The organism is Sulfitobacter sp. 15WGC (assembly GCF_005068605.1).
GTDB lineage: Bacteria > Pseudomonadota > Alphaproteobacteria > Rhodobacterales > Rhodobacteraceae > Sulfitobacter > Sulfitobacter faviae.
The window spans coordinates 78671-100117 of sequence record NZ_SZNL01000002.1 but is presented as its reverse complement, the minus strand read 5'-3'; the positions used below and the strand labels follow the sequence as shown (position 1 = coordinate 100117).

The window sequence follows — 21447 nt, the reverse complement described above, 5'->3', positions numbered from 1 at the left end:
CGCCAAAGGCGCGGGACAGTGAGATGGCGTTGATCGGCGCGTGGAAGGAAGATTTGCGATGAGCGAACAACTGCAGGAACTTGGGGCCTATATCGAAGCCAAACGCCCCGATTGCGTGCTCGGATGGGATGTCACCAAGGGTGAGTTGAACATGGATGTGGCACTCGCCAATGTCGCCGGGCTTGTCGAGTTCCTCAAAGGTGATCCGACCTGCCGCTTCTCGACTTTGGTGGACATCACGGCTGTGGATTATCCGGGCAGGGCCAAGCGTTTCGACGTGGTTTACCACTTCCTGTCGATGTACCAGAACCAGCGCATCCGCCTGCGCGCCGCCGCGCGGGAGAAGGACATGGTGCCCTCGATCACCGGCGTGCACCCCAGTGCCGATTGGTTCGAGCGTGAAGTCTTTGACATGTTCGGCATCCTCTTTTCCGGTCACCCGGATCTGCGCCGCATCCTCACGGACTATGGTTTCCGCGGGCACCCGCTGCGCAAGGATTTTCCGACCACGGGCTATACCGAGGTGCGCTATGACGAAGGCGCCAAACGTGTGGTCTATGAGCCTGTGAGCCTCGTTCAGGAATACCGCCAGTTCGACTTCATGTCGCCATGGGAAGGGGCCGATTACATCCTGCCCGGCGATGACAAGTCGGCACCCGACGGTCATGTGAGCAAGGACGCGAAGTAATGGGCGGGCTTTGGTGGCTGATCCTCTCGGCGCTGACCGCCATTCCGATGGTCAAACTGCTGCCGTTCTTCGGCATCAACAAATACTGGGCGGTGGCCTGTCTGATCCCGCTGGGCACGATCGCCCTGCTGTGGTGGATGGGCATGAAGCTGCAAGAACTGGAGAAACGGTAATGGACGGCGACATTCGCACAAAAGCCTTTGACGACGGGTCGACCGACTTTGAGTCCGGCGAGCAGAAGATTCGCAACTTCAACATCAACTTCGGCCCGCAACACCCTGCCGCACACGGGGTTTTGCGCTTGGTGCTTGAGCTTGACGGTGAGGTGGTAGAGCGTTGCGACCCCCATATCGGCCTGCTGCACCGTGGCACCGAAAAGCTGATGGAAAGCCGCACCTATCTGCAAAACCTGCCGTATTTCGACCGGCTGGATTACGTGGCCCCGATGAACCAAGAACACGCTTGGTGTCTGGCCATCGAAAAGCTGACCGACACGGTGGTGCCGCGCCGTGCTTCGCTGATCCGGGTGCTGTTCTCGGAAATCGGGCGCATTCTGAACCACCTTCTCAACATCACCACGCAGGCGCTGGATGTGGGCGCGCTGACGCCGCCGCTCTGGGGCTTTGAAGAGCGTGAGAGCCTGATGATCTTTTACGAGCGGGCCTGCGGCGCGCGTCTGCACGCGGCGTACTTCCGCCCCGGCGGCGTCCACCAAGACCTGCCGCCGGCGCTGCTGGACGATATCGAAGCTTGGTGCGAACAGTTCCTCAAGAAGTTCATGGTCGACATCGACGAGCTGCTGACCGAGAACCGCATCTTCAAGCAGCGCAACGTCGACATCGGCATCGTGACCGAGGAGGACATCCTCAACTACGGCTTCAGCGGTGTGATGGTGCGCGGGTCGGGCTTTGCTTGGGACCTGCGTCGCGCGCAGCCCTATGAATGCTACGACGAATTCGACTTCCAGATCCCCGTGGGCAAGAACGGCGACTGCTTTGACCGCTACCTCTGCCGGATGGAAGAGATGCGCCAGTCGACCTACATCATCCAGCAAGCGATCGAGAAGCTGCGCGCCCCCGAAGGGCAGGGCGATGTGCTGGCCCGGGGTAAGATCACCCCGCCGTCGCGCACCGCGATGAAGACCGACATGGAAAGCCTGATCCACCACTTCAAGCTCTATACCGAAGGGTTCCACGTTCCCAAGGGCGAGGTTTACTGCGCCGTCGAAGCGCCCAAGGGCGAGTTTGGCGTCTACCTTGTGGCCGATGGCTCCAACAAACCCTATCGCTCCAAAATCCGCGCGCCGGGCTTCTTGCACTTGCAGGCGATGGACCATGTGGCCAGCGGCCACCAGCTTGCCGATGTGGCCGCGATCATCGGCACCATGGACGTCGTCTTTGGAGAGATCGACCGGTGATGCCGCTGGCGTCACCTCGTTTTGAAGAAATTTACGCCGGGGGCATCATTGGCCTCCGCCTGACCATAGGTTCGAACTAATGCTCCGCCGTCTACACCCTGACCAGCCCGACAGTTTTGCCTTCACGCCCGCCAACCAAGAATGGGCCGAAGCGCAGATCACCAAATACCCCGAAGGCCGTCAGGCCAGCGCGATCATCCCACTGTTGTGGCGCGCGCAGGAGCAAGAGGGCTGGTTGACCCGCCCGGCGATCGAACATGTCTCGGAGATGCTGGGCATGGCCTATATCCGGGGCCTAGAAGTGGCGACATTCTACTTCATGTTCCAGCTGCAACCCGTTGGTTCCGTGGCACATATCCAAGTTTGCGGCACCACCTCCTGCATGATCTGCGGGGCCGAGGATCTGGTCGCCGTCTGCAAAGAGCGTATCGCCGCCAAGCCGCATGAGTTGTCGGCGGATGGGCGTTTTTCCTGGGAAGAGGTCGAATGCCTCGGCGCCTGTTCCAACGCCCCCATGGCGCAGATCGGCAAGGACTATTACGAAGACCTGACCACCGCGCGGCTGAACGAAATTCTTGATGAGTTGAGCGAGGGGCGCGTGCCCGTGCCTGGGCCTCAGAACGGGCGCTATGCCTCTGAGCCTCTGGGCGGGTTGACCAGCCTCACGGATCACGAAAGCGGGCGCACGCAGTATAACGCCAGCGCGCAAGCGGCGGTCGATATCGGCGATACGGTCAAGCGCATCGACGGCACCGAGGTGCCGCTGCTGACCCCATGGCAGCGCAAGCCCGACGCGCCGCAGCCTGAAACCGTGGAAGAGGTCGAAGCCGAAGAGCCGCGTCCCGCCGAGGGCGAAAGCGCCGACAAGACCGGCATCACGGAGCAGGAGGCCGAGGCCGCCTCGAAAAGCAAGCCGCGTTCCAAGCGCGACCCCGCGGGTGAAACCGTCGATGCCGCCGAGGCCGAGACCGACACCCCCGCGACGCCCGGCCAAAAGCCCGCGCAGTTGGACGGCCCGCGTGAGGGCGAGGCGGATGATCTGAAAAAGATCAAAGGCGTCGGTCCGAAGCTGGAGCAGATGCTTAACGGCATGGGCTTTTACCACTTTGATCAGATCGCCCAATGGGGCCCTGAGGAGGTCGCTTGGGTCGACCAGAACCTCGAAGGGTTCAAAGGCCGCGTCAGCCGCGACAATTGGGTAGAGCAGGCCGCGCGCCTCGCAGAAGAATAAGACGGAGATTAACAACGGGCCAAGGACGGCACCCACACCACCCCGCAGAGCCATAAGCCGCATCGCCCGCATCAAGGGAGAGAAGGACAGTCATGACGGATATTTCGGAACGAGAAGCCTGCACCAAGCGCTGCTGGTGGCTGGGTGCCGGTGTCGGTTTGCTGGTGGCATTCCTGTTGCTCGCTTTCGGCATCTGGGGTCTGTTGATGTCCATTATGGCCGGTGTGCTGGTGGCGGTGATTGTGGGCTATCTGGCGATGACCCTGCTGTGCAAAGACGCGCCAGCCGCCGCACCGCAAGACAACACCCGCAGCGCGGCAGCAGCATCGGTTGCAGCGGCACCGACAGCATCGGACAGCGTCTCGCCAGCGGTGGACACGGTCCCTGCCGGTGACGCAGGCATCGGGGCTGCGCGAAAGGCCAGCGCGCCGGTTGAGCCTGTGGCAGAGACACCGCCGAATGCGCCCGTGGCCGATACGGCTGCCGTTGAGGCCGCGCCGGATGATGTTGCCGTGGCCGAAGTGGCGGGCGAGGAAGAGCCCGTCGGAACCTCCGAGGAAACAACGCCGACGCCGCCCTTGGCTGACACAGCCGCCGTCGAAGCCACCCCGGAACAGGTTGTCGAAGCCGAAGAAGCGCCCGCGGTGGTGACCACCCCGGAAGAGACCGTCGAAACCACGCCCAAAGGGGCGACAGGCGGCGCATCGACCGATGGCAAACCCGCGCTGCTGGACGCACCGCGTGCGGGCGGGGCGGATGACCTCAAGCGGATCGGCGGCATCGGGCCGAAGCTGGAACAGACGCTGAATGAATTGGGCATCTTCCATTTCGACCAGATTGCGGCACTTGAGGGAGAAGAGATCGACTGGGTCGATTCCCGTCTGCGTTTCAAGGGCCGTATCCGGCGCGACGATTGGATCGGTCAGGCCAAGGCACTTGCCAGTGGCGGCAAGGCCGAGGGCTGATCGGGGTAAGAGAGAGACATGAGCGAAGCCGAAGACAGAGCGCTTGCCCGCAAGGGCCGCACCGCAGGGCTGGTCATTGCCGTGACCATGTGCTTGTGGCTGGCCATGCAATGGGCCGGCCCGGCGCTTGGCCTGCCGGGGCGTTATGCGCTGCTCTTCGACTTTGCTGCACTGGCCGCGCTTTTCTGGGCGATGGTCGTGATATATCAAATGTGGCAGGCCCGCCGGGCCAGCCGTGAGAACCAAAGGTAGGCATCATGCTTCAGGACAAAGACCGCATTTTTACCAACATCTACGGCATGCATGACCGCACCCTGAAAGGCGCGCAGGCGCGCGGCCATTGGGATGGCACCGCCGGGATCATTCAAAAGGGCCGCGACTGGATCGTCGACCAGATGAAAGCTTCTGGCCTGCGGGGCCGGGGCGGGGCGGGCTTCCCCACGGGGCTCAAGTGGTCCTTCATGCCGAAGGAAAGCGATGGCCGCCCGGCATACCTTGTGGTCAACGCCGACGAATCCGAGCCGGGCACCTGCAAGGACCGCGAGATCATGCGCCACGATCCGCATACGCTGATCGAAGGTTGCCTGATCGCCTCTTTCGCGATGAACGCACATACTTGCTACATCTACCTGCGCGGCGAGTATATCCGCGAGCGCGAAGCCCTGCAGGCCGCGATTGATGAAGCCTATGAGGCTGGTCTGGTGGGCAAGAACGCCTCTGGCTCGGGCTGGGACTTCGACATCTACCTGCACCACGGTGCCGGCGCCTATATCTGCGGCGAGGAAACCGCGCTGCTGGAAAGCCTCGAAGGCAAGAAGGGCATGCCACGGATGAAGCCGCCGTTCCCGGCGGGCGCGGGCCTTTACGGTTGCCCGACCACGGTGAATAACGTCGAATCCATCGCCGTGGTGCCGACGATTCTGCGCCGTGGCCCTGAGTGGTTCGCGGGCTTTGGCCGCGCCAATAACGCGGGCACCAAGCTCTTTGCGATCTCGGGTCACGTCAACAACCCCTGCGTCGTCGAAGAGGCGATGTCGATCTCCTTTGAAGAGCTGATCGAGACCCATTGCGGCGGCATTCGCGGCGGCTGGGACAACCTCAAGGCGGTGATCCCCGGCGGGTCGTCGGTGCCGCTGATCCCCGGCAAGGACATGCGCGACGCGATCATGGATTTCGATTACCTGCGCGAGCAGCGTTCGGGCCTCGGCACCGCGGCGGTGATCGTGATGGACAACTCCACCGACGTGATCAAGGCGATCTGGCGGCTGTCGAAGTTCTACAAACACGAAAGCTGCGGCCAGTGCACGCCCTGCCGCGAAGGCACCGGTTGGATGATGCGGGTGATGGACCGTCTGGTCTCGGGCGATGCCGAGCCGGAAGAGATCGACATGCTGCTCGACGTGACCAAACAGGTCGAAGGCCACACGATCTGCGCGCTCGGCGATGCGGCGGCTTGGCCGATCCAAGGTCTGATCCGCCACTTCCGTGATGAGATCGAAGATCGGATCAAACACAAGCGCACGGGCCGCGTCAGCGCGGTCGCGGCAGAGTGAAACCCTGCGCGGCGGCGGGCCTCACCGGCTTGACGCGTGACGCAGGAGCGGCGATAGCGGGCGCGCGTCAGGCGCGTCTGTCCACAACAGGCGCGGGGCGATCGGCAAGGCCGGGCCATGGCGCAGCGGAGTAGGTCTATGAAATATGCTTTGACGGTTCTGACGCTCAGCGCCCTGCTGGCGGGCTGCGCCAACGATGGCGAGCGGATTGCCTTTGACGGGCAGTATTTCAACACCAAACTGCGCAAGGTCGACGGCCAGCGGGATGTCTTTCAGGTAACGGTCAAGGACGCCGGCAAATCCATCGACGGCGCCCGCGCGGCGGCGCGCTATGAAGCGGTGAAATACTGTGTCGGCCACTACGGCAACTCGAAGATCGACTGGACCTTTGGCCCCGATGCCCCGGCGAGCGCGCTGCGGTTCGATGGCGGGGCGCTGACCTTTCAGGGGCGCTGCCCCCAGTGATCGCATCGGCGACATATCGCGGGCCTGCGGACCTTGGGGGCGGTGATATTGAATATCACGGCCTGCAATCTCCATCTGTCAGACGGGCCCTTCCGGCCCGCTGCATGAAGGAGAATTGATATGCGCACCCTGATGATCGCCGTGATGGGCCTGAGCCTGACCGCCGCCACCGTGACACCGGTCGCCGCAAAACCGCCGCTGCGCGAGGTGGCCGCCATCGACGATGCGCTCTTGGACATGGGCGTCGCCGACATCATCCGCAAAAACTGCCCCGACATCAGCGCGCGGATGCTGCGCGCGGTCAAGATGGCTTGGGACTTGAAAGGCAAGGCGACCGATTTGGGCTACTCCGACGCCGAGATCGACGCCTATATTGATAGTGACGCTGAAAAAGCGCGCATGAGAGCGCGGGGCGCCGCGTTTTTCAAGGCGAAGGGGGTCGATACTTCGGACCCGCAAAGCTATTGTGCGCTCGGACGCGAAGAGATTCAAAAATCGAGCCGGATCGGTTCGTTACTGAAGGCAAAGTGAGCTTATGAGCGATATCCGCAAGATCATCATCGACGGTAAGGAAGTCGAAGTCGAAGGGGCGATGACGCTCATACAGGCCTGCGAGCAGGTCGGCATCGAAGTGCCGCGCTTCTGTTATCACGAGCGTCTGTCGATCGCGGGCAACTGCCGCATGTGTCTTGTGGAAGTCGTCGGCGGGCCGCCCAAGCCCGCCGCCTCCTGCGCCATGCAGGTGCGCGACCTGCGCCCCGGTCCCGAGGGCCAGCCGCCGGTCGTGAAAACCAACTCGCCCATGGTCAAGAAGGCCCGCGAAGGCGTGATGGAATTCCTGCTCATCAACCACCCGCTGGATTGCCCGATCTGCGACCAGGGCGGTGAGTGCGACTTGCAAGATCAGGCGATGGCCTACGGCGTCGACTTCTCGCGCTACCGCGAGCCCAAGCGCGCGACCGAGGATCTCGATCTCGGCCCGCTGGTCGAGACGCATATGACCCGCTGCATTTCCTGCACCCGCTGCGTGCGCTTCACCACCGAAGTCGCGGGCCAGCACGTCATGGGCCAGACCGGCCGCGGCGAGGATGCCGAGATCACGACCTATCTCGGCGCGCTGATCGACAGCAACCTGTCGGGCAATATCATCGACCTTTGCCCGGTGGGCGCGCTGGTCTCCAAGCCTTACGCCTTCACCGCGCGTCCGTGGGAGCTCAGCAAGACTGAGAGCATCGACGTGATGGATGCGCTCGGCTCCAACATCCGCGTCGACACCAAGGGCCGCGAAGTCATGCGCTTCCTGCCGCGCAACCATGACGGCGTGAACGAGGAATGGATTTCCGACAAGACCCGTTTCGTCTGGGACGGTCTGCGCCGCCAGCGTCTCGACACACCTTACATCCGCGAGAACGGCAAGCTGCGCAAAGCCAGCTGGCCCGAGGCGCTGAATGCCGCCGCCGCCGCGATGAAGGGCAAGAAGCTTGCCGGTCTCATTGGCGATCTGGCGTCCGTCGAGGCCGCCTTTGCCCTGAAACAGCTGATCGAAGGGCAGGGCGGTGTCGTCGAATGCCGCACCGATGGCGCGAAACTGCCCGCGGGCAACCGTTTCGGCTATGTCGGCAACGCCCGGATCGAGGATCTGGATGATGCCAAGATGATCCAGCTCATCGGCACCAACCCCGCCGTCGAGGCGCCGGTGCTGAATGCGCGTATTCGCAAGGCATGGAGCAATGGCGCCGAGATCGGCCTGATCGGCGAAGCGGCTGATCTGACCTATCCGCATCACCATCTGGGCAACGACCGCGCCACGCTCGACAAGCTGATGGGCAGCGACTTCGACGAAGTGCTGGAGCAACCTTCGGTGATTGTCGTCGGCCAAGGCGCCCTGCGCGAAGCCGATGGCTCGGCGGTTCTGGCGAAAGCGATGGAACTGGCCGAGAAGACCAAGAGCAAGCTGATGGTTTTGCACGCCGCCGCATCGCGCGTCGGCGCGATGGACATCGGTGCCGTGGCCGAAAACGGTATGGACGACGTGAACGCGGCGGAGGTGATCTACAACCTCGGCGCCGATGAGATCGAGATCGGCGAAGGCCCCTTCGTGATCTACCAAGGCAGCCACGGCGACCGCGGCGCGCACCGTGCCGACATCATCCTGCCGGGTGCTGCCTATACCGAGGAGCCGGGGCTTTTCGTCAACACCGAAGGCCGTCCGCAGCTGGCGCTGCGCGCAGGCTTTGCCCCGGGGCAGGCGAAAGAGAACTGGGCGATTCTCCGGGCGCTTTCGGCTGAGATGGGCGCGCAACTGGGCTATGATTCCATCGTCGAGCTGCGCCGCAAGCTGACCGAGGCCGTGCCGCATATGGCGAATGTCGATGAGGTGCCGGAAAACGAATGGAACGCGCTGCCGGCGGGCAAGCTGGGCAATGCGTCTTTCGCGCCTGCGGTGCGTGACTTCTATCTCTCCAACCCGATCGCGCGGGCCAGCCAGTTGATGGCGGAACTGTCGGCACTGGCCGCCGCGCGCCGGGCCGAACCGATGGCGGCGGAGTGAGAACAATGGCGCTGGCCCCCTTGATGCTACTGGCCGCCTGCGAACCGCAGGTGCCGGTGGCCGAGGATTTTATCCCCGATTACAAGGGGGTCGAAACCCAGCTTTTGGACGGTGATTTGGTGCAATTCAACGTGGCGATGACCAAGGCGCTTTCGGCGCAGGACGTGTCGGACTACGCCGAATGCGCCGCCGCGCAATACACGCTGATCCGGGGCTACGGATTTGCGCGTCATGTGCGGACAAATGTGAGCGAAGAGGGTGGCATATGGCGGGCAGATGCTGTTTACACAATCTCGCCGAGCCTGCCCAAAGGCTTGAAGACAATTGATGCCGAAGTGACCGCGTTTCAATGCGCGGAACGCGGCATTCCGACGGTGTGAGGACTTATGGCTGATTTCTTTTACACGACCGGGCTTGGCATTGCCCTGCTGACGGTTGGGCAGGTGTTGCTGCTGGTGGTGCCGTTGCTGCTGGCGCTGGCCTTCCTCATGTATGCCGACCGCAAGATCTGGGCCGCCGTGATGATGCGCCGCGGCCCCAATGTCGTGGGCGTCTTCGGCCTGCTGCAAAGTTTTGCCGACTTCCTCAAATATATTGTTAAGGAAGTGGTGGTTCCGGCGGGCGCAGACAAGGGGGTTTTCTTCCTCGCGCCGATGATTTCCTTTGTCATGGCAATGATCGCTTGGGCGGTGATCCCGTTTAACGACGGTTGGATCCTGTCGGACATCAACGTGGCGATCCTCTATGTCTTCGCCGTCTCCTCGCTCGAGGTTTACGGCGTGATCATGGGCGGTTGGGCGTCGAACTCGAAATACCCGTTCCTGGGCTCCCTGCGCTCCGCCGCGCAGATGATCTCTTATGAAGTGTCGATCGGTCTGATCATCATCGGCGTGATCCTCTCGACCGGTTCGATGAACTTTTCCTCCATCGTGGCGGCGCAGGATGGCGACTGGGGTCTGCTGAACTGGTACTTCCTGCCGCATTTCCCGATGTTGATCCTGTTCTTCATCTCGGCGCTGGCGGAGACCAACCGCCCGCCCTTCGACCTGCCGGAAGCGGAATCGGAACTCGTCGCGGGGTATCAGGTGGAATATTCCTCGACACCCTTCCTGCTCTTCATGATTGGCGAGCTGGTGGCCGTGGTGCTGATGTGCGCGCTGGTGTCGCTGATGTTCTTCGGTGGCTGGCTGTCGCCGGTGCCCTTCCTGCCCGATGGCTTCTTCTGGATGTTCATCAAGATGCTGATGGTCTTCTTCATGTTCGCCATGGTGAAGGCTATCACGCCGCGCTACCGCTATGACCAGCTGATGCGGCTGGGGTGGAAAGTCTTCCTTCCCTTCTCGCTCTTCTGGGTGGTCTTCGTGGCATTCGCTGCAAAATTCGATTGGTTCTGGGGCATCTACGCCCGCTGGACCGTAGGGGGCTGATATGGCTGCGACTGATTACACCCGCGCCGCGAAATATTTCCTGCTGGCAGATTACGCCAAGGCGTTCATGCTGGGGATGCGCTATTTCTTTGCGCCAAAAACCACGCTGAACTACCCGCATGAGAAGGGGCCGCTGTCGCCCCGCTTCCGTGGGGAGCATGCGCTGCGCCGTTATCCCAACGGGGAGGAACGCTGCATTGCCTGCAAGCTGTGCGAAGCGATCTGCCCCGCGCAGGCGATCACCATCGACGACGCCGAAGCCCGCGAAGACGGCAGCCGCCGCACCACGCGCTATGACATCGACATGACCAAATGCATCTACTGTGGTTTCTGCCAAGAAGCCTGCCCGGTGGATGCCATTGTCGAAGGCCCGAACTTCGAATTCTCGACCGAGACCCGCGAAGAACTTTACTACGACAAGGCCAAGCTTTTGGACAACGGCGAACGCTGGGAAGCTGAGATTGCCCGCAACCTCGAAATGGACGCGCCCTACAGATGAGCGACCCCAAGAACCCTTTTGATGCGATGATGAAGCAAGCGCAGGAGATGGCGAAAGCCTTTCCAGCGATGGATGCTTTTTCGCCTAAAGGGTTCGAGGCGATGATGGGCACCATGCCGAAGGAAATGATGGATTTCTGGTTCGGCGACACGGTCAACAAGGGCGGGCTGGACGCGCGGACGCGGCTGCTTTTGACCCTTGCTGGGCTGACCATGCAGGGCGCGCAGAATGACATGGCCCTTCGCCAAACCGTGCGCCACGCGCGCGAGGCGGGGGCCACGAAACAACATATCGTCGAGACGATCAGCCAGATGTCGGTCTTTGCCGGGCTTCCCGCGATGACCCGGGCCTTGGAACTGGCTCAATCGGTCCTCGACGAAGAAAAAGATACCAAGAAGGAAGACGGCGCATGACGGTCTTTTCATTTTACCTCTTCGCGATCAGCGTTATCACCGGCGGGCTGTTTACGGTGATCAGCCGCAACCCGGTGCATTCGGTGCTTTGGCTGATCCTGTCCTTCCTTTCGGCGGCGGGGCTCTTTGTTCTGCTCGGCGCGGAGTTCGTGGCGATGCTGCTGGTCATCGTCTATGTGGGCGCGGTGGCGGTGCTCTTCCTCTTCGTCGTCATGATGCTTGACGTGGACTTCGCCGAACTCAAGGCCGAGATGGCGCGCTACATGCCGCTGGCGCTGCTGATCGGGCTGGTGATTCTGATGCAATTCGTCATGGCCTTTGGCGCATGGGAGCAGAGCGCGGCGGCAGAGAGCCTGCGGGCCAATGCGATTGATCCCGCGCGGTTCAACACCGAAGCCCTCGGCCTGCTGCTCTATGATCGTTACTTCCTGCTGTTCCAACTGGCGGGTCTGATCCTGCTGGTGGCGATGATCGGGGCGATCGTGCTGACACTGCGTCATCGTAAGGATGTGAAGCGCCAAGATGTGGTGGCCCAGATGATGCGGGACCCGGCCAAGGCGATGGAGCTGCGCGACGTGAAGTCGGGGCAGGGCCTTTAACTAACGGAATTTTTTGAAAATTCCGGGGCCGTGCTCTTTGAAAGAGAACGGCTGAACCAAGAGAGAGAAGGGACGTCGAAATGTCGAGAACAACAATCGTGGTACTGGTCGTGGTGTTGATCGTCGTGTTTTTCGGCGGCTACAGCTTTATCGGCTAAAGCTTCGGCAATCCCGGTGGCAGCCGGGGCAAAGTGATACTAAAAGCCCCCTCAGATGGGGCGCGACCAAAGCCCATCAAGGGGCGGGAACGTAAGGGACGACATGATCGGACTTGAGCATTACCTGACAGTGGCGGCGACGCTGTTTGTCATCGGCATCTTCGGGCTATTCCTGAACCGCAAGAACGTGATCATTCTGCTGATGAGCATCGAATTGATGCTGCTCGCGGTGAACATCAACCTCGTTGCCTTTTCCAGCTTCCTTGGTGATCTGACGGGGCAGGTCTTCACGCTTTTCGTGCTTACCGTCGCTGCCGCCGAGGCCGCCATCGGCCTCGCCATTTTGGTCTGTTTCTTCCGCAACCGTGGCTCGATCGCGGTGGAAGATGTCAACGTGATGAAGGGCTGAGGCAATGGAAACCACGATCCTATTCGCCCCGCTGGTGGGTGCCATCCTCTGCGGTTTCGGCTGGAAGATCATCGGTGAGAAGGCTGCCCAGTGGATCGCCACCGGGCTGCTGTTCCTTGCCGCCTTCCTGTCTTGGGTGGTCTTCCTGACGCTGGACGGCCCAGCCGAGCAAATTCAGATCCTGCGCTTTATTGAAAGTGGCACGCTGAGCACAGATTGGGCGATCCGGCTCGACCGTCTGACCGCGATCATGCTGATCGTTATCACCACGGTGTCCAGCCTCGTACACCTCTATTCCTTCGGCTACATGGCCCATGACGAAAACTTCCGCGATAACGAAAGCTATCGCCCTCGGTTCTTCGCCTATCTGTCTTTCTTCACCTTCGCGATGTTGATGCTGGTGACCGCCGACAACCTCGTGCAGATGTTCTTTGGCTGGGAAGGCGTGGGCGTGGCCTCCTACCTGCTGATCGGCTTCTACTTCCGCAAGCCGTCGGCCAATGCCGCGGCGATGAAAGCCTTTGTGGTCAACCGGGTGGGGGACTTTGCCTTCCTGCTGGGTATCTTTGGCCTTTACATGCTGACGGACTCGATCCGCTTTGACGATATCTTTGCCGCCGCACCCGATCTGGCCGAACAGTCTGTCACCTTCCTGTGGAACGACTGGAACGCGGCGAACCTGATCGCCTTCCTGCTGTTCCTCGGCGCGATGGGTAAATCGGCGCAGCTTTTCCTGCACACATGGCTGCCTGACGCGATGGAAGGCCCGACGCCTGTGTCGGCGCTGATCCACGCCGCGACCATGGTGACAGCGGGTGTTTTCCTTGTCTGCCGCATGTCGCCTGTGATGGAATTCGCGCCCGAGGCGATGGCCTTTGTCACCGTGATCGGCGCCACTACTGCCTTTGTTGCCGCGACCATCGGCCTTGTGCAGACCGATATCAAACGCGTCATTGCTTATTCGACCATGTCGCAGCTTGGCTATATGTTCGTGGCCGCGGGCGTGGGCATGTATTCGGCGGCGATGTTCCACCTCTTCACGCACGCCTTCTTCAAGGCGATGCTCTTCTTGGGCGCGGGCTCGGTCATCCATGCGATGCACCATGAGCAGGACATGACCAACTACGGCGGTCTGCGCAAAAAGATCCCCTATACCTTCTGGGCGATGATGATCGGCACGCTGGCGATCACCGGCGTCGGCATTCCGCTCACGCATATCGGTTTCGCGGGCTTCCTGTCGAAGGACGCGATTATCGAGAGCGCTTGGGGCGGTGGGTCGATGTATGGCTTCTGGCTTCTTGTAATCGCTGCGGCGATGACGAGCTTCTACAGCTGGCGCCTGATCTTCCTGACCTTCTTTGGCAAGCCGCGCGGCAACAAGCACACGCATGAGCATGCGCATGAAAGCCCGATGGTCATGCTGATCCCGCTTGGCGTTCTGGCGCTCGGCTCGGTCTTTGCCGGGATGATCTGGTACGGCAGCTTCTTTGGTCACGCGGATCAGGTCGGCAAGTTCTACGGCATCCCGATGGCCGAGATGGCAGGGCACGGCGACGATCATGTCGAAGGGGCCGAGGATGACCACGGCGCAACTGGCCCGGTCGATGGCGACCATGGCGCCGATGCGCTGGTCGAAGGCCACCAAGACGCAGGCACCCATCACGAAGCCTTCGGCGGTGCGCCGGGCGAGGGGGCGCTTTACTTCGCACCCGACAACCATGTGCTGGAAGACGCCCACGCCGCGCCGAAATGGGTCAAGGTCTCGCCCTTCATCGCGATGCTGGCCGGTCTGGTCATGGCCCTGTGGTTCTATATCTGGAGCCCGACCGTCCCGGGACGGCTGGCGGCAAACCAACGCCCGCTTTACCTGTTCCTGAAAAACAAATGGTACTTTGATGAGGTTTACGACGTGATTTTCGTGCGTCCTGCCAAAACGATCGGCCGGTTCCTGTGGAAACGCGGCGATGGCACTGTGATCGACGGCACGCTCAATGGCGTCGCCATGGGGATCATCCCCTTCTTCACCCGCCTCGCGGGTAAGGCTCAGACGGGCTATATCTTCACCTATGCCTTCGCCATGGTGATCGGCATCGCCGTTCTGGTGACATGGATGACGATGAGCGGAGGAGCGAACTGATGGACACGCATCTGCTTTCAATCATCACATTCATTCCGGCATTCGCAGCGTTGATCCTTGCGATCTTCCTGCGGGGCGATGATGCTGCCGCCGGGCGCAATGCGAAATGGTTGGCCTTCATCACCACGACGGTCACCTTCCTGATCTCGCTTTTCGTGTTGTTCGAGTTCGACCCGTCGAACACCGATTTCCAATTCGTGGATGAGGCCGACTGGCTCTTGGGCCTGAAATACCGCCTCGGCGTCGACGGCATCTCGATCCTTTTCGTGATGCTCACGACCTTCATGATGCCGCTGGTCATCGCGGCAAGCTGGAACGTCGAGCATCGCGTCAAGGAGTATATGATCGCCTTCCTGCTTTTGGAGACCCTGATGCTGGGCGTCTTCATGGCGCTGGATCTGGTGCTCTTCTACCTCTTCTTCGAAGCGGGCCTGATCCCGATGTTCCTGATCATCGGCATCTGGGGCGGGAAAGAGCGTATCTACGCGAGCTTCAAATTTTTCCTCTATACCTTCCTCGGCTCGGTTTTGATGCTGGTCGCGATGGTGGCGATGTTCACCGAAGCGGGCACAACCTGCATCGGCGGCTGCGAGATCAGCCTGCTCACGCATAACTTCGGCTCCGAGAGCTTTGAGGTTCTGGGCATCCAGATCGTCGGCGGCATGCAGACGCTGATGTTCCTCGCCTTCTTCGCCAGCTTCGCGGTGAAAATGCCGATGTGGCCTGTGCACACTTGGCTGCCCGATGCCCACGTTCAGGCGCCGACCGCAGGCTCCGTGGTGCTGGCGGCGATCCTGCTCAAGATGGGCGGCTACGGCTTCCTGCGCTTCTCTTTGCCGATGTTCCCAGTGGGGGCCGAGGTGATGACGCCGCTGATCCTGTGGATGTCGGCCATCGCCATCGTCTACACCTCGCTGGTGGCGCTGGTGCAGCAGGACATGAAAAAGCTGATCGCCTATTCCTCGGTCGCGCATATGGGTTTTGTGACCATGGGCATCTTTGCGGCCAATCAGCAGGGTGTCGATGGGGCGATCTTCCAGATGATCAGCCACGGTTTCATCTCTGGCGCGCTCTTCCTCAGCGTTGGCGTGATCTATGACCGGATGCACACCCGTGAGATCGACGCCTATGGCGGTCTGGTGAACCGGATGCCCGCCTATGCGCTGGTCTTCATGTTCTTCACCATGGCCAATGTGGGCCTTCCGGGCACATCGGGCTTCGTGGGTGAATTCCTGACGCTGATGGCGACTTTCCAAGTGAACACTTGGGTGGCAGCTGTGGCGACGACCGGGGTGATCTTCTCCGCGGCCTACGCGCTGTGGCTCTACCGCCGCGTGGTGATGGGTGACCTGATCAAGGAAAGCCTCAAGGCGATCACTGACATGACCCCGCGTGAGAAATGGATCATTGCCCCGCTGGTGGCGATGACCCTGATCCTCGGCGTCTACCCGGCGCTGGTGCTGGACATGATCGGGCCCTCCGTGGCGGCCCTGATTGAAAATTACGACATGGCGCTGGAGGCGGCTGATACCGCCGTGCAGACCGCCGATGCCTCGCATTAAGAAGGACTTGGCGCATGATATCCGCTGATCTGAACATCATTCTGCCTGAGATCGTCCTTGCGGGCTTTGCCCTGCTCGGCCTTCTCGGCGCGGTCTATACGTCGAAAGACAAGGCCGCCGGGGTGCTCGTCTGGGTGACCGCGGTGGTGATGGTGCTGCTGGCCGGTTGGGTGGCCATGTCTGGCGACGGCACCACCAATATCGCCTTCCACGGCATGTTCATCGACGACACTTTCGCCCGTTTCGCCAAGGTGACGATCCTGCTTTCGGCCGCTGCCGTCTTGGTCATGTCGGAAAACTACATGAAACTGCGCGGCTTGCTGCGGTTCGAGTATCCGATGCTTGTGGCCTTGGCCGTCGTCGGCATGATGATGATGGTCTCCGCAGGCGACCTGATGGCGCTCTACATGGGCCTCGAGCTGCAATCGCTGGCGCTTTACGTCGTGGCCTCCCTGCGCCGCGACTCGGTTAAATCCACTGAAGCGGGTTTGAAGTATTTCGTGCTCGGCGCACTCAGCTCGGGCCTGCTGCTCTATGGTGCATCGCTGGTCTATGGCTACGCCGGGACCACGCTGTTCGCGGGCATCATCACCACGGCGCAGACGGGCGGCACATCGCTTGGCTTGCTCTTTGGTCTGGTCTTCTTGATCTCCGGTCTGGCCTTCAAAGTCTCCGCCGTGCCCTTCCACATGTGGACACCGGACGTCTATGAGGGCGCGCCCACGCCGATCGCGGCTTTCTTTGCCACGGCGCCCAAGGTTGCGGCGATGGGTCTCTTCGCCCGGGTGATGCATGACGCCTTTGGCCAGATCGTCAGTGACTGGACCCAGATCGTCGCGCTGCTGTCGGTTCTGTCGATGTTCTTTGGCTCGGTCGCCGCGATCGGTCAGACCAATATCAAACGTCTGATGGCCTTCTCCTCCATCGCGCATATTGGCTATGCGTTGATGGGTCTGGCCGCGGGCACCGCCTTTGGCGTGCAGGCGATGCTGGTCTATATGGCGATCTATGTGACCATGAACCTCGGCACCTTCGCCTTTATCCTATTGATGCAGAAAGACGGCGCGCCGGTGACCGATATTACCCTGCTCAATATGTATGCCAAGACCAACCCGGGCCGGGCGCTGGCGATGCTGGTGTTGCTGTTCAGCCTGGCGGGCGTGCCGCCGATGCTGGGCTTCTTCGGCAAGTTCTATGTGCTGCGCGCGGCCTATGACGCCAATATGACATGGCTGGCCATCGCGGGCGTGATCGCCAGTGTGATCGGTGCCTATTACTACCTGCGGATCGTCTTTTACATGTACTTCGGCGAAGAGCGTTCGGACACGCTCGACCACCAAAACGGCGGCGTGCTGACCGTGGTGCTGATGGCCTCTGCCGTCATCATGATCGTCGGTATTGCCAATATGTTCGGCGTCGAAGGCTTGGCCGCATCGGCTGCGGCATCGCTGGTGAACTGAGCGGTGCGGCACGAGATCGGCCAGAGACGCGCATGACCCCTTGGCCGGAAGGCTATGGCCGGCGCGTCTATGACACGCTCGATTCCACCCTCTCAGAGGCGGCGCGGTTACAGCAAGAGCTGACCGCGCCGACTTGGATCTTGGCACTGGAGCAGACGGCGGCGCGCGGGCGTCGGGGCCGGAGCTGGGCCACACCCCGCGGCAATTTCGCGGCCACCCTGATGATGCCGCGCAAAGAGCCGCCGGGCGTCGCCGCGCTGCGCTCTTTCGTGGCCTCGCTCGCGCTCTATCGCGCATTCGTCGCAGTGACGGGGCGGGAGGACGCTTTTGCGCTCAAGTGGCCGAATGACGTTCTGCTGCGCGGCGGCAAGGTCGCCGGCATCTTGCTGGAGAGCGTGGGTGAACATCTGGCCATCGGCATCGGCGTGAACCTTGCGCATGGACCGGCGGCGGGCAGCCTTGAGCCCCGCGCGTTGCCTGCGGTGACCCTGCGCGAGGCGGGGGGGGAACGTGCGCGCGGAAGAGTTCCTTGACGTGCTTGCGCGGGAATACGCCGGTCTGGAAGAGCAGTTCACGACCTATGGGTTCAGCACGATCCGCAGCGCATGGCTCGCCCATGCCGCGCGGCTCGGAGAGGTCATTACCGCGCGCACCATGCGCGACGAGATGACCGGCGTTTTCGAAGATGTAGACAGCGCAGGCAATCTGATCCTGCGCACCCGCGACGGCCCGGTGCCCATCACCGCGGCGGACGTGTTTTTCTAGAATCGGGGGAGGGGAGGCAGCATGCTTCTGGCAATCGACTGCGGCAATACCAACACCGTGTTCTCTATCTGGGACGGGGATGCGTTCATCGCCACATGGCGCACGTCGACCGAATGGAAACGCACTGCCGACCAGTACTACGTTTGGCTCAATACATTGATGCGGCTCCAGAATATCGACGCCGACATCACAGATATGATCATCAGCTCGACGGTGCCGCGGGTGGTGTTCAACCTGCGCGTTCTGGGGGATCGTTACTTTAACACGCGACCTTTCGTTGTTGGAAAGCCGGGCTGCGCACTGCCCATCGACGTGCGTGTGGACGAGGGGACGCAGGTCGGACCGGACCGGTTGGTGAACACCGTGGCAGGCTATGACCTCTATGGCGGCGACCTGATCGTGGTGGATTTCGGCACGGCCACGACCTTTGACGTGGTGGCCGATGACGGGGCATATATCGGGGGGGTGATCGCGCCGGGGGTGAACCTCAGCCTAGAGGCGCTGCACAACGCCGCCGCCGCTTTGCCGCATGTCGATATCTCGAAACCGCCGTCTGTGATTGGCACCAATACGGTGGCCTGCATGCAGTCCGGTGTCTTTTGGGGTTATGTCGGACTGGTTCGTGAGATATGTGAGCGGATAAGGGCGGAACGTGCAAGACCCATGCGCGTTATCGCCACGGGGGGTCTGGCACCGCTGTTTCAGCAGGCAGTCGACCTGTTCGATGATTATCAAGATGAACTCACGATGCACGGGCTGACCGTGATCCACGATTACAATAAGGACAAAGCTGAATAATATGAGCAGCGAACGATTTATCTATCTGCCCCTCGGTGGGGCGGGTGAAATTGGCATGAACGCCTATGTCTATGGCTACGGTAAGCCCGGGAAAGAGCGGCTGATCGTCGTCGACATCGGTGTCGCCTTTCCGGATATGGACAGCACGCCGGGCGTGGACCTGATCCTGCCCGACATCACTTGGCTGAAAGAACGCCGCGATCAGATCGAGGCGATCTTTATCACCCACGCCCACGAAGATCACATCGGTGCCATTGCGCATTCCTATGAGGTGCTGAAGGCGCCGATCTATGCGCGCGCCTTTACCGCCAATATCGCCCGCCGGAAGATGTCCGAACACGGCCATCCCGAGGATGCGGTCACCACCGTCAGCGCATGGCCCGAGCAGATCACCGCAGGCCCGTTCAAAGTGGGCTTCCTGCCGATCTCGCATTCGATCCCCGAATCCTCCGCCATGGTCATCGACACGCCCGAGGGGCGCACGATCCACTCCGGCGACTTCAAGATCGACCGCACGCCGGGTGTCGGCGAAGCCTTTTACGACGCGCTTTGGGCCGAGGTCTGCAAGGATGGCGTGAAGGCGTTGATCTGCGACAGCACGAATGTCTTCTCTGCCCATCCCGGTCGCTCCGAAGCCACCGTGGGCCCGGAGATCGAAAAGCTCGTGAGCAGCGCCGAGGGGATGGTCGTCGCCACCACCTTCGCCTCCAACGTGGCGCGGGTCAAAACGCTGGCCGAAGCCGGTGCGCGGGCAGGGCGGTCTATCGTGCTCTTGGGCCGGGCGATGAACCGCATGGTCGAAGCCTCGATCCAGACCGGTGTGATGAAAGACTTCCCGCCCGTCATCTCGCCCGAGAATGCCCGCGCCATCCCGCGCGAGAACCTGATGTTGCTGGTCACAGGCAGCCAAGGGGAACGCCGCGCGGCCTCGGCGCAACTGGCCCGGGGCAAGTATCAGGGGATCGAATTGAAAGAGGGCGATCTCTTCCTCTTTTCGTCGAAAACCATTCCGGGCAATGAGCGTGGCGTGATCGGCATCATCAACCAGTTCTCGGAAAAGGGCGTGGATGTCGTTGATGACTCCTCGGGCCTCTACCACGTTTCGGGCCATGCCAACCGCCCCGATCTTGAAACGCTGCATGCCATCGTGAAGCCTCAGGTCCTGATCCCCATGCATGGGGAGCATCGCCACCTGCGCGAACACGTCAAGATCGCCGATGCCAAGGGCATCACCGGCGTTCTGGCTGTGAACGGCATGATGGTGGATCTGTCGGGCAACCAGCCCAAGGTGGTCGAACATGTCGACACGGGCCGCATGTATCTAGACGGTTCGGTTCAGGTCGGCGCGCTGGATGGTGTGATCCGCGACCGTATCCGCATGGCGCTGAACGGCCATGCCACGGTGACGCTGATCCTCGATACCGATGACGAGCCTTTGGGTGAGCCTTGGGTCGATCTGATGGGCCTGCCGGAAACGGGCCGCTCCAACGCGCCGCTCGTCGATGTGCTGGAACAAGACCTCAGCCAATGGCTGAACCGTCAGAAAGCCGCAACCCTGCGGGATGACGACAAGCTGAATGACGGTTTGAAAAAGGTCGCGCGGCAGTCGTCCTATGACGAAATCGGCAAGAAGCCCGAAGTCACCGTGGTGGTCAGCCGTCTGAGCTGACCTCCGCCTCACCGCTGCACATATAGACCGCGCCGCCCACCGCGACCACGCTTACCCCCGTGGCCGCAAGGGCGGCGGGGGTCGACAGGGCAGTGGCTAGCGTGCTGCCTGTCGTCGCCAAATTGGCGCTGAGGGCAGAGGCCCCTCCCGTCAAAATGAACGCCCCCGATTTATGCGCCACGGCGCGGAGGTTGTCCGGCTGGCTGAGCCTGTCAACGGCGGAGCGCGCGATGTTCTTGCTGATCTCGACAGTCTCTTCCTTGGTGGTGTTCACCCGCTCGCAGAAAGTCTTCTTGCAATAGCCGCGATAGTTCCGCGCGCCGGGGATCAAGAAGTGCCCGTCTTCGGGCGTGGCGGTCAGGCAGTAGCCGTCGATCTGATCCAGCGGCACAGTGGTGGCGAGGTAGTCGAACAGCACCCCGCTGTCGCAGGCGGGCGGCGTGCCCCAAAGCTTGCTCCACTTCCGCGCAGGCCAATTCATCAGACGCTCGCGGGTGCCGACTTCTTCGGCGAAATTGGCGAAATTCTCGGCCTCCACCACAACTTCGGCGCCATTGACCTCGGCCCGGCAGCGTTCGGCGCTGGCGGGGGCGGCGGTAAGGGCGGTCAGGGCAAGGGCGAGGGCGAAGAGGGCGGGGCGCAGCATGATGGTCCTATCCGAGGGGTTTCCTCTCACATAGC

At 61.6% G+C, this 21447-nt stretch carries 22 protein-coding genes and 1 pseudogene; 22 read left to right on the top strand and 1 reads right to left on the bottom strand.

All coding sequences use genetic code 11. The features are described 5' to 3' along the window. Nucleotides 1–58 precede the first annotated feature (58 nt). From FCK22_RS02045 to FCK22_RS01945, 22 genes and pseudogenes are all read left to right on the top strand, one after another. The gene (locus FCK22_RS02045; protein ID WP_136720172.1) at nt 59–688 is read left to right on the top strand and encodes an NADH-quinone oxidoreductase subunit C; all 630 of its coding nucleotides are present in this window, start codon (nt 59–61) and stop codon (nt 686–688) included. Then, entirely contained in the window at nt 688–861 is a 174-nt protein-coding gene (locus FCK22_RS18825) for a hypothetical protein (RefSeq protein WP_169306047.1), read from the top strand. Before FCK22_RS02045 ends, FCK22_RS18825 begins: the two co-directional genes overlap by 1 nt. Next, the gene (locus FCK22_RS02040) at nt 861–2105 is read left to right on the top strand and encodes an NADH-quinone oxidoreductase subunit D (protein ID WP_067263416.1); all 1245 of its coding nucleotides are present in this window, start codon (nt 861–863) and stop codon (nt 2103–2105) included. The genes FCK22_RS18825 and FCK22_RS02040 overlap by 1 nt, the downstream gene beginning before the upstream one ends. 79 nt (nt 2106–2184) lie before the next feature. Beyond that, the gene (locus FCK22_RS02035; protein WP_067263419.1) at nt 2185–3336 is read left to right on the top strand and encodes an NADH-quinone oxidoreductase subunit E; all 1152 of its coding nucleotides are present in this window, start codon (nt 2185–2187) and stop codon (nt 3334–3336) included. 92 nt (nt 3337–3428) lie between these two features. After that, complete coding sequence (locus tag FCK22_RS02030; RefSeq protein ID WP_067263422.1) at nt 3429–4301, top strand: hypothetical protein; 873 nt, start codon at nt 3429–3431, stop codon at nt 4299–4301. An 18-nt stretch (nt 4302–4319) separates the two neighbouring features. Continuing rightward, the gene (locus FCK22_RS02025; RefSeq protein ID WP_067263425.1) at nt 4320–4553 is read left to right on the top strand and encodes a DUF5337 domain-containing protein; all 234 of its coding nucleotides are present in this window, start codon (nt 4320–4322) and stop codon (nt 4551–4553) included. 5 nt (nt 4554–4558) lie between these two features. Beyond that, nucleotides 4559–5854 carry an NADH-quinone oxidoreductase subunit NuoF gene (gene nuoF / locus FCK22_RS02020; RefSeq protein WP_067263428.1) on the top strand — a complete coding sequence of 432 codons (1296 nt, stop codon included), beginning with the start codon at nt 4559–4561 and terminating at the stop codon, nt 5852–5854. Between the two features lie 138 nt (nt 5855–5992). Then, nucleotides 5993–6319, top strand: coding sequence for a hypothetical protein (locus FCK22_RS02015; RefSeq protein ID WP_067263430.1), 327 nt, complete (start codon nt 5993–5995; stop codon nt 6317–6319). A 132-nt stretch (nt 6320–6451) separates the two neighbouring features. Then, a complete protein-coding gene (locus FCK22_RS02010; protein ID WP_331618848.1) occupies nt 6452–6850 on the top strand; it encodes a DUF5333 domain-containing protein in 399 nt (132 codons plus the stop codon). 4 nt (nt 6851–6854) lie between these two features. After that, the gene (nuoG, locus tag FCK22_RS02005) at nt 6855–8870 is read left to right on the top strand and encodes an NADH-quinone oxidoreductase subunit NuoG (protein ID WP_067263436.1); all 2016 of its coding nucleotides are present in this window, start codon (nt 6855–6857) and stop codon (nt 8868–8870) included. A 5-nt stretch (nt 8871–8875) separates the two neighbouring features. Continuing rightward, nucleotides 8876–9250 (top strand): hypothetical protein, encoded by a 375-nt coding sequence (locus tag FCK22_RS02000; RefSeq protein WP_067263450.1) that lies wholly within the window; start codon nt 8876–8878, stop codon nt 9248–9250. A gap of 6 nt (nt 9251–9256) precedes the next feature. After that, nucleotides 9257–10297, top strand: a complete 1041-nt coding sequence (nuoH, locus tag FCK22_RS01995) for an NADH-quinone oxidoreductase subunit NuoH (protein ID WP_067263452.1) — start codon at nt 9257–9259, stop codon at nt 10295–10297. A gap of 1 nt (nt 10298) precedes the next feature. Then, on the top strand, nt 10299–10796 hold the full coding sequence (gene nuoI / locus FCK22_RS01990; protein ID WP_136720170.1) for an NADH-quinone oxidoreductase subunit NuoI: 498 nt from the start codon (nt 10299–10301) through the stop codon (nt 10794–10796). Then, the gene (locus FCK22_RS01985; protein WP_093926559.1) at nt 10793–11209 is read left to right on the top strand and encodes a carboxymuconolactone decarboxylase family protein; all 417 of its coding nucleotides are present in this window, start codon (nt 10793–10795) and stop codon (nt 11207–11209) included. The genes nuoI and FCK22_RS01985 overlap by 4 nt, the downstream gene beginning before the upstream one ends. Beyond that, entirely contained in the window at nt 11206–11808 is a 603-nt protein-coding gene (locus FCK22_RS01980; protein ID WP_067268146.1) for an NADH-quinone oxidoreductase subunit J, read from the top strand. The genes FCK22_RS01985 and FCK22_RS01980 overlap by 4 nt, the downstream gene beginning before the upstream one ends. Nucleotides 11809–12069: 261 nt before the next feature. Then, nucleotides 12070–12375, top strand: coding sequence for an NADH-quinone oxidoreductase subunit NuoK (gene nuoK / locus FCK22_RS01975; protein WP_007119508.1), 306 nt, complete (start codon nt 12070–12072; stop codon nt 12373–12375). Between the two features lie 4 nt (nt 12376–12379). Next, nucleotides 12380–14512: an NADH-quinone oxidoreductase subunit L gene (gene nuoL / locus FCK22_RS01970; RefSeq protein WP_067268148.1), complete on the top strand. Its 2133-nt coding sequence runs from the start codon at nt 12380–12382 to the stop codon at nt 14510–14512. Then, nucleotides 14512–16074, top strand: coding sequence for an NADH-quinone oxidoreductase subunit M (locus FCK22_RS01965; protein ID WP_067268150.1), 1563 nt, complete (start codon nt 14512–14514; stop codon nt 16072–16074). The genes nuoL and FCK22_RS01965 overlap by 1 nt, the downstream gene beginning before the upstream one ends. Before the next feature lie 14 nt (nt 16075–16088). Continuing rightward, complete coding sequence (gene nuoN / locus FCK22_RS01960) at nt 16089–17534, top strand: NADH-quinone oxidoreductase subunit NuoN (protein ID WP_067268151.1); 1446 nt, start codon at nt 16089–16091, stop codon at nt 17532–17534. 32 nt (nt 17535–17566) lie between these two features. After that, nucleotides 17567–18299: pseudogene (locus tag FCK22_RS01955) on the top strand (biotin--[acetyl-CoA-carboxylase] ligase). 21 nt (nt 18300–18320) lie between these two features. Further along, nucleotides 18321–19097 carry a type III pantothenate kinase gene (locus tag FCK22_RS01950; RefSeq protein ID WP_067268155.1) on the top strand — a complete coding sequence of 259 codons (777 nt, stop codon included), beginning with the start codon at nt 18321–18323 and terminating at the stop codon, nt 19095–19097. Nucleotide 19098: 1 nt separating this feature from the next. Next, nucleotides 19099–20766, top strand: a complete 1668-nt coding sequence (locus FCK22_RS01945) for a ribonuclease J (protein WP_136720168.1) — start codon at nt 19099–19101, stop codon at nt 20764–20766. On the opposite strand, the gene FCK22_RS01940 is transcribed toward FCK22_RS01945, so the two are convergent. Then, nucleotides 20750–21412 (bottom strand): hypothetical protein, encoded by a 663-nt coding sequence (locus tag FCK22_RS01940; RefSeq protein WP_067268158.1) that lies wholly within the window; start codon nt 21410–21412, stop codon nt 20750–20752. The genes FCK22_RS01945 and FCK22_RS01940 overlap by 17 nt on opposite strands. Nucleotides 21413–21447: the final 35 nt, after the last annotated feature.

What these genes read in the sequence shown, in the direction of transcription:
- FCK22_RS02015 (WP_067263430.1), top strand. Translation starts at nt 5,993, where the DNA reads ATGAAATATGCTTTGACGGTTCTGACGCTCAGCGCCCTGCTGGCGGGC.
- FCK22_RS01950 (WP_067268155.1), top strand. Translation starts at nt 18,321, where the DNA reads ATGCTTCTGGCAATCGACTGCGGCAATACCAACACCGTGTTCTCTATC.
- nuoG (WP_067263436.1), top strand. Translation starts at nt 6,855, where the DNA reads ATGAGCGATATCCGCAAGATCATCATCGACGGTAAGGAAGTCGAAGTC.
- nuoH (WP_067263452.1), top strand. Translation starts at nt 9,257, where the DNA reads ATGGCTGATTTCTTTTACACGACCGGGCTTGGCATTGCCCTGCTGACG.
- FCK22_RS01985 (WP_093926559.1), top strand. Translation starts at nt 10,793, where the DNA reads ATGAGCGACCCCAAGAACCCTTTTGATGCGATGATGAAGCAAGCGCAG.
- nuoN (WP_067268151.1), top strand. Translation starts at nt 16,089, where the DNA reads ATGATATCCGCTGATCTGAACATCATTCTGCCTGAGATCGTCCTTGCG.
- FCK22_RS01940 (WP_067268158.1), bottom strand. Translation starts at nt 21,412, where the DNA reads ATGCTGCGCCCCGCCCTCTTCGCCCTCGCCCTTGCCCTGACCGCCCTT.
- FCK22_RS02045 (WP_136720172.1), top strand. Translation starts at nt 59, where the DNA reads ATGAGCGAACAACTGCAGGAACTTGGGGCCTATATCGAAGCCAAACGC.
- FCK22_RS01965 (WP_067268150.1), top strand. Translation starts at nt 14,512, where the DNA reads ATGGACACGCATCTGCTTTCAATCATCACATTCATTCCGGCATTCGCA.
- FCK22_RS02035 (WP_067263419.1), top strand. Translation starts at nt 2,185, where the DNA reads ATGCTCCGCCGTCTACACCCTGACCAGCCCGACAGTTTTGCCTTCACG.
- FCK22_RS02010 (WP_331618848.1), top strand. Translation starts at nt 6,452, where the DNA reads ATGATCGCCGTGATGGGCCTGAGCCTGACCGCCGCCACCGTGACACCG.
- FCK22_RS02000 (WP_067263450.1), top strand. Translation starts at nt 8,876, where the DNA reads ATGGCGCTGGCCCCCTTGATGCTACTGGCCGCCTGCGAACCGCAGGTG.
- FCK22_RS01945 (WP_136720168.1), top strand. Translation starts at nt 19,099, where the DNA reads ATGAGCAGCGAACGATTTATCTATCTGCCCCTCGGTGGGGCGGGTGAA.
- nuoL (WP_067268148.1), top strand. Translation starts at nt 12,380, where the DNA reads ATGGAAACCACGATCCTATTCGCCCCGCTGGTGGGTGCCATCCTCTGC.
- nuoF (WP_067263428.1), top strand. Translation starts at nt 4,559, where the DNA reads ATGCTTCAGGACAAAGACCGCATTTTTACCAACATCTACGGCATGCAT.
- nuoI (WP_136720170.1), top strand. Translation starts at nt 10,299, where the DNA reads ATGGCTGCGACTGATTACACCCGCGCCGCGAAATATTTCCTGCTGGCA.
- FCK22_RS02040 (WP_067263416.1), top strand. Translation starts at nt 861, where the DNA reads ATGGACGGCGACATTCGCACAAAAGCCTTTGACGACGGGTCGACCGAC.
- FCK22_RS02025 (WP_067263425.1), top strand. Translation starts at nt 4,320, where the DNA reads ATGAGCGAAGCCGAAGACAGAGCGCTTGCCCGCAAGGGCCGCACCGCA.
- FCK22_RS18825 (WP_169306047.1), top strand. Translation starts at nt 688, where the DNA reads ATGGGCGGGCTTTGGTGGCTGATCCTCTCGGCGCTGACCGCCATTCCG.
- FCK22_RS01980 (WP_067268146.1), top strand. Translation starts at nt 11,206, where the DNA reads ATGACGGTCTTTTCATTTTACCTCTTCGCGATCAGCGTTATCACCGGC.
- FCK22_RS02030 (WP_067263422.1), top strand. Translation starts at nt 3,429, where the DNA reads ATGACGGATATTTCGGAACGAGAAGCCTGCACCAAGCGCTGCTGGTGG.
- nuoK (WP_007119508.1), top strand. Translation starts at nt 12,070, where the DNA reads ATGATCGGACTTGAGCATTACCTGACAGTGGCGGCGACGCTGTTTGTC.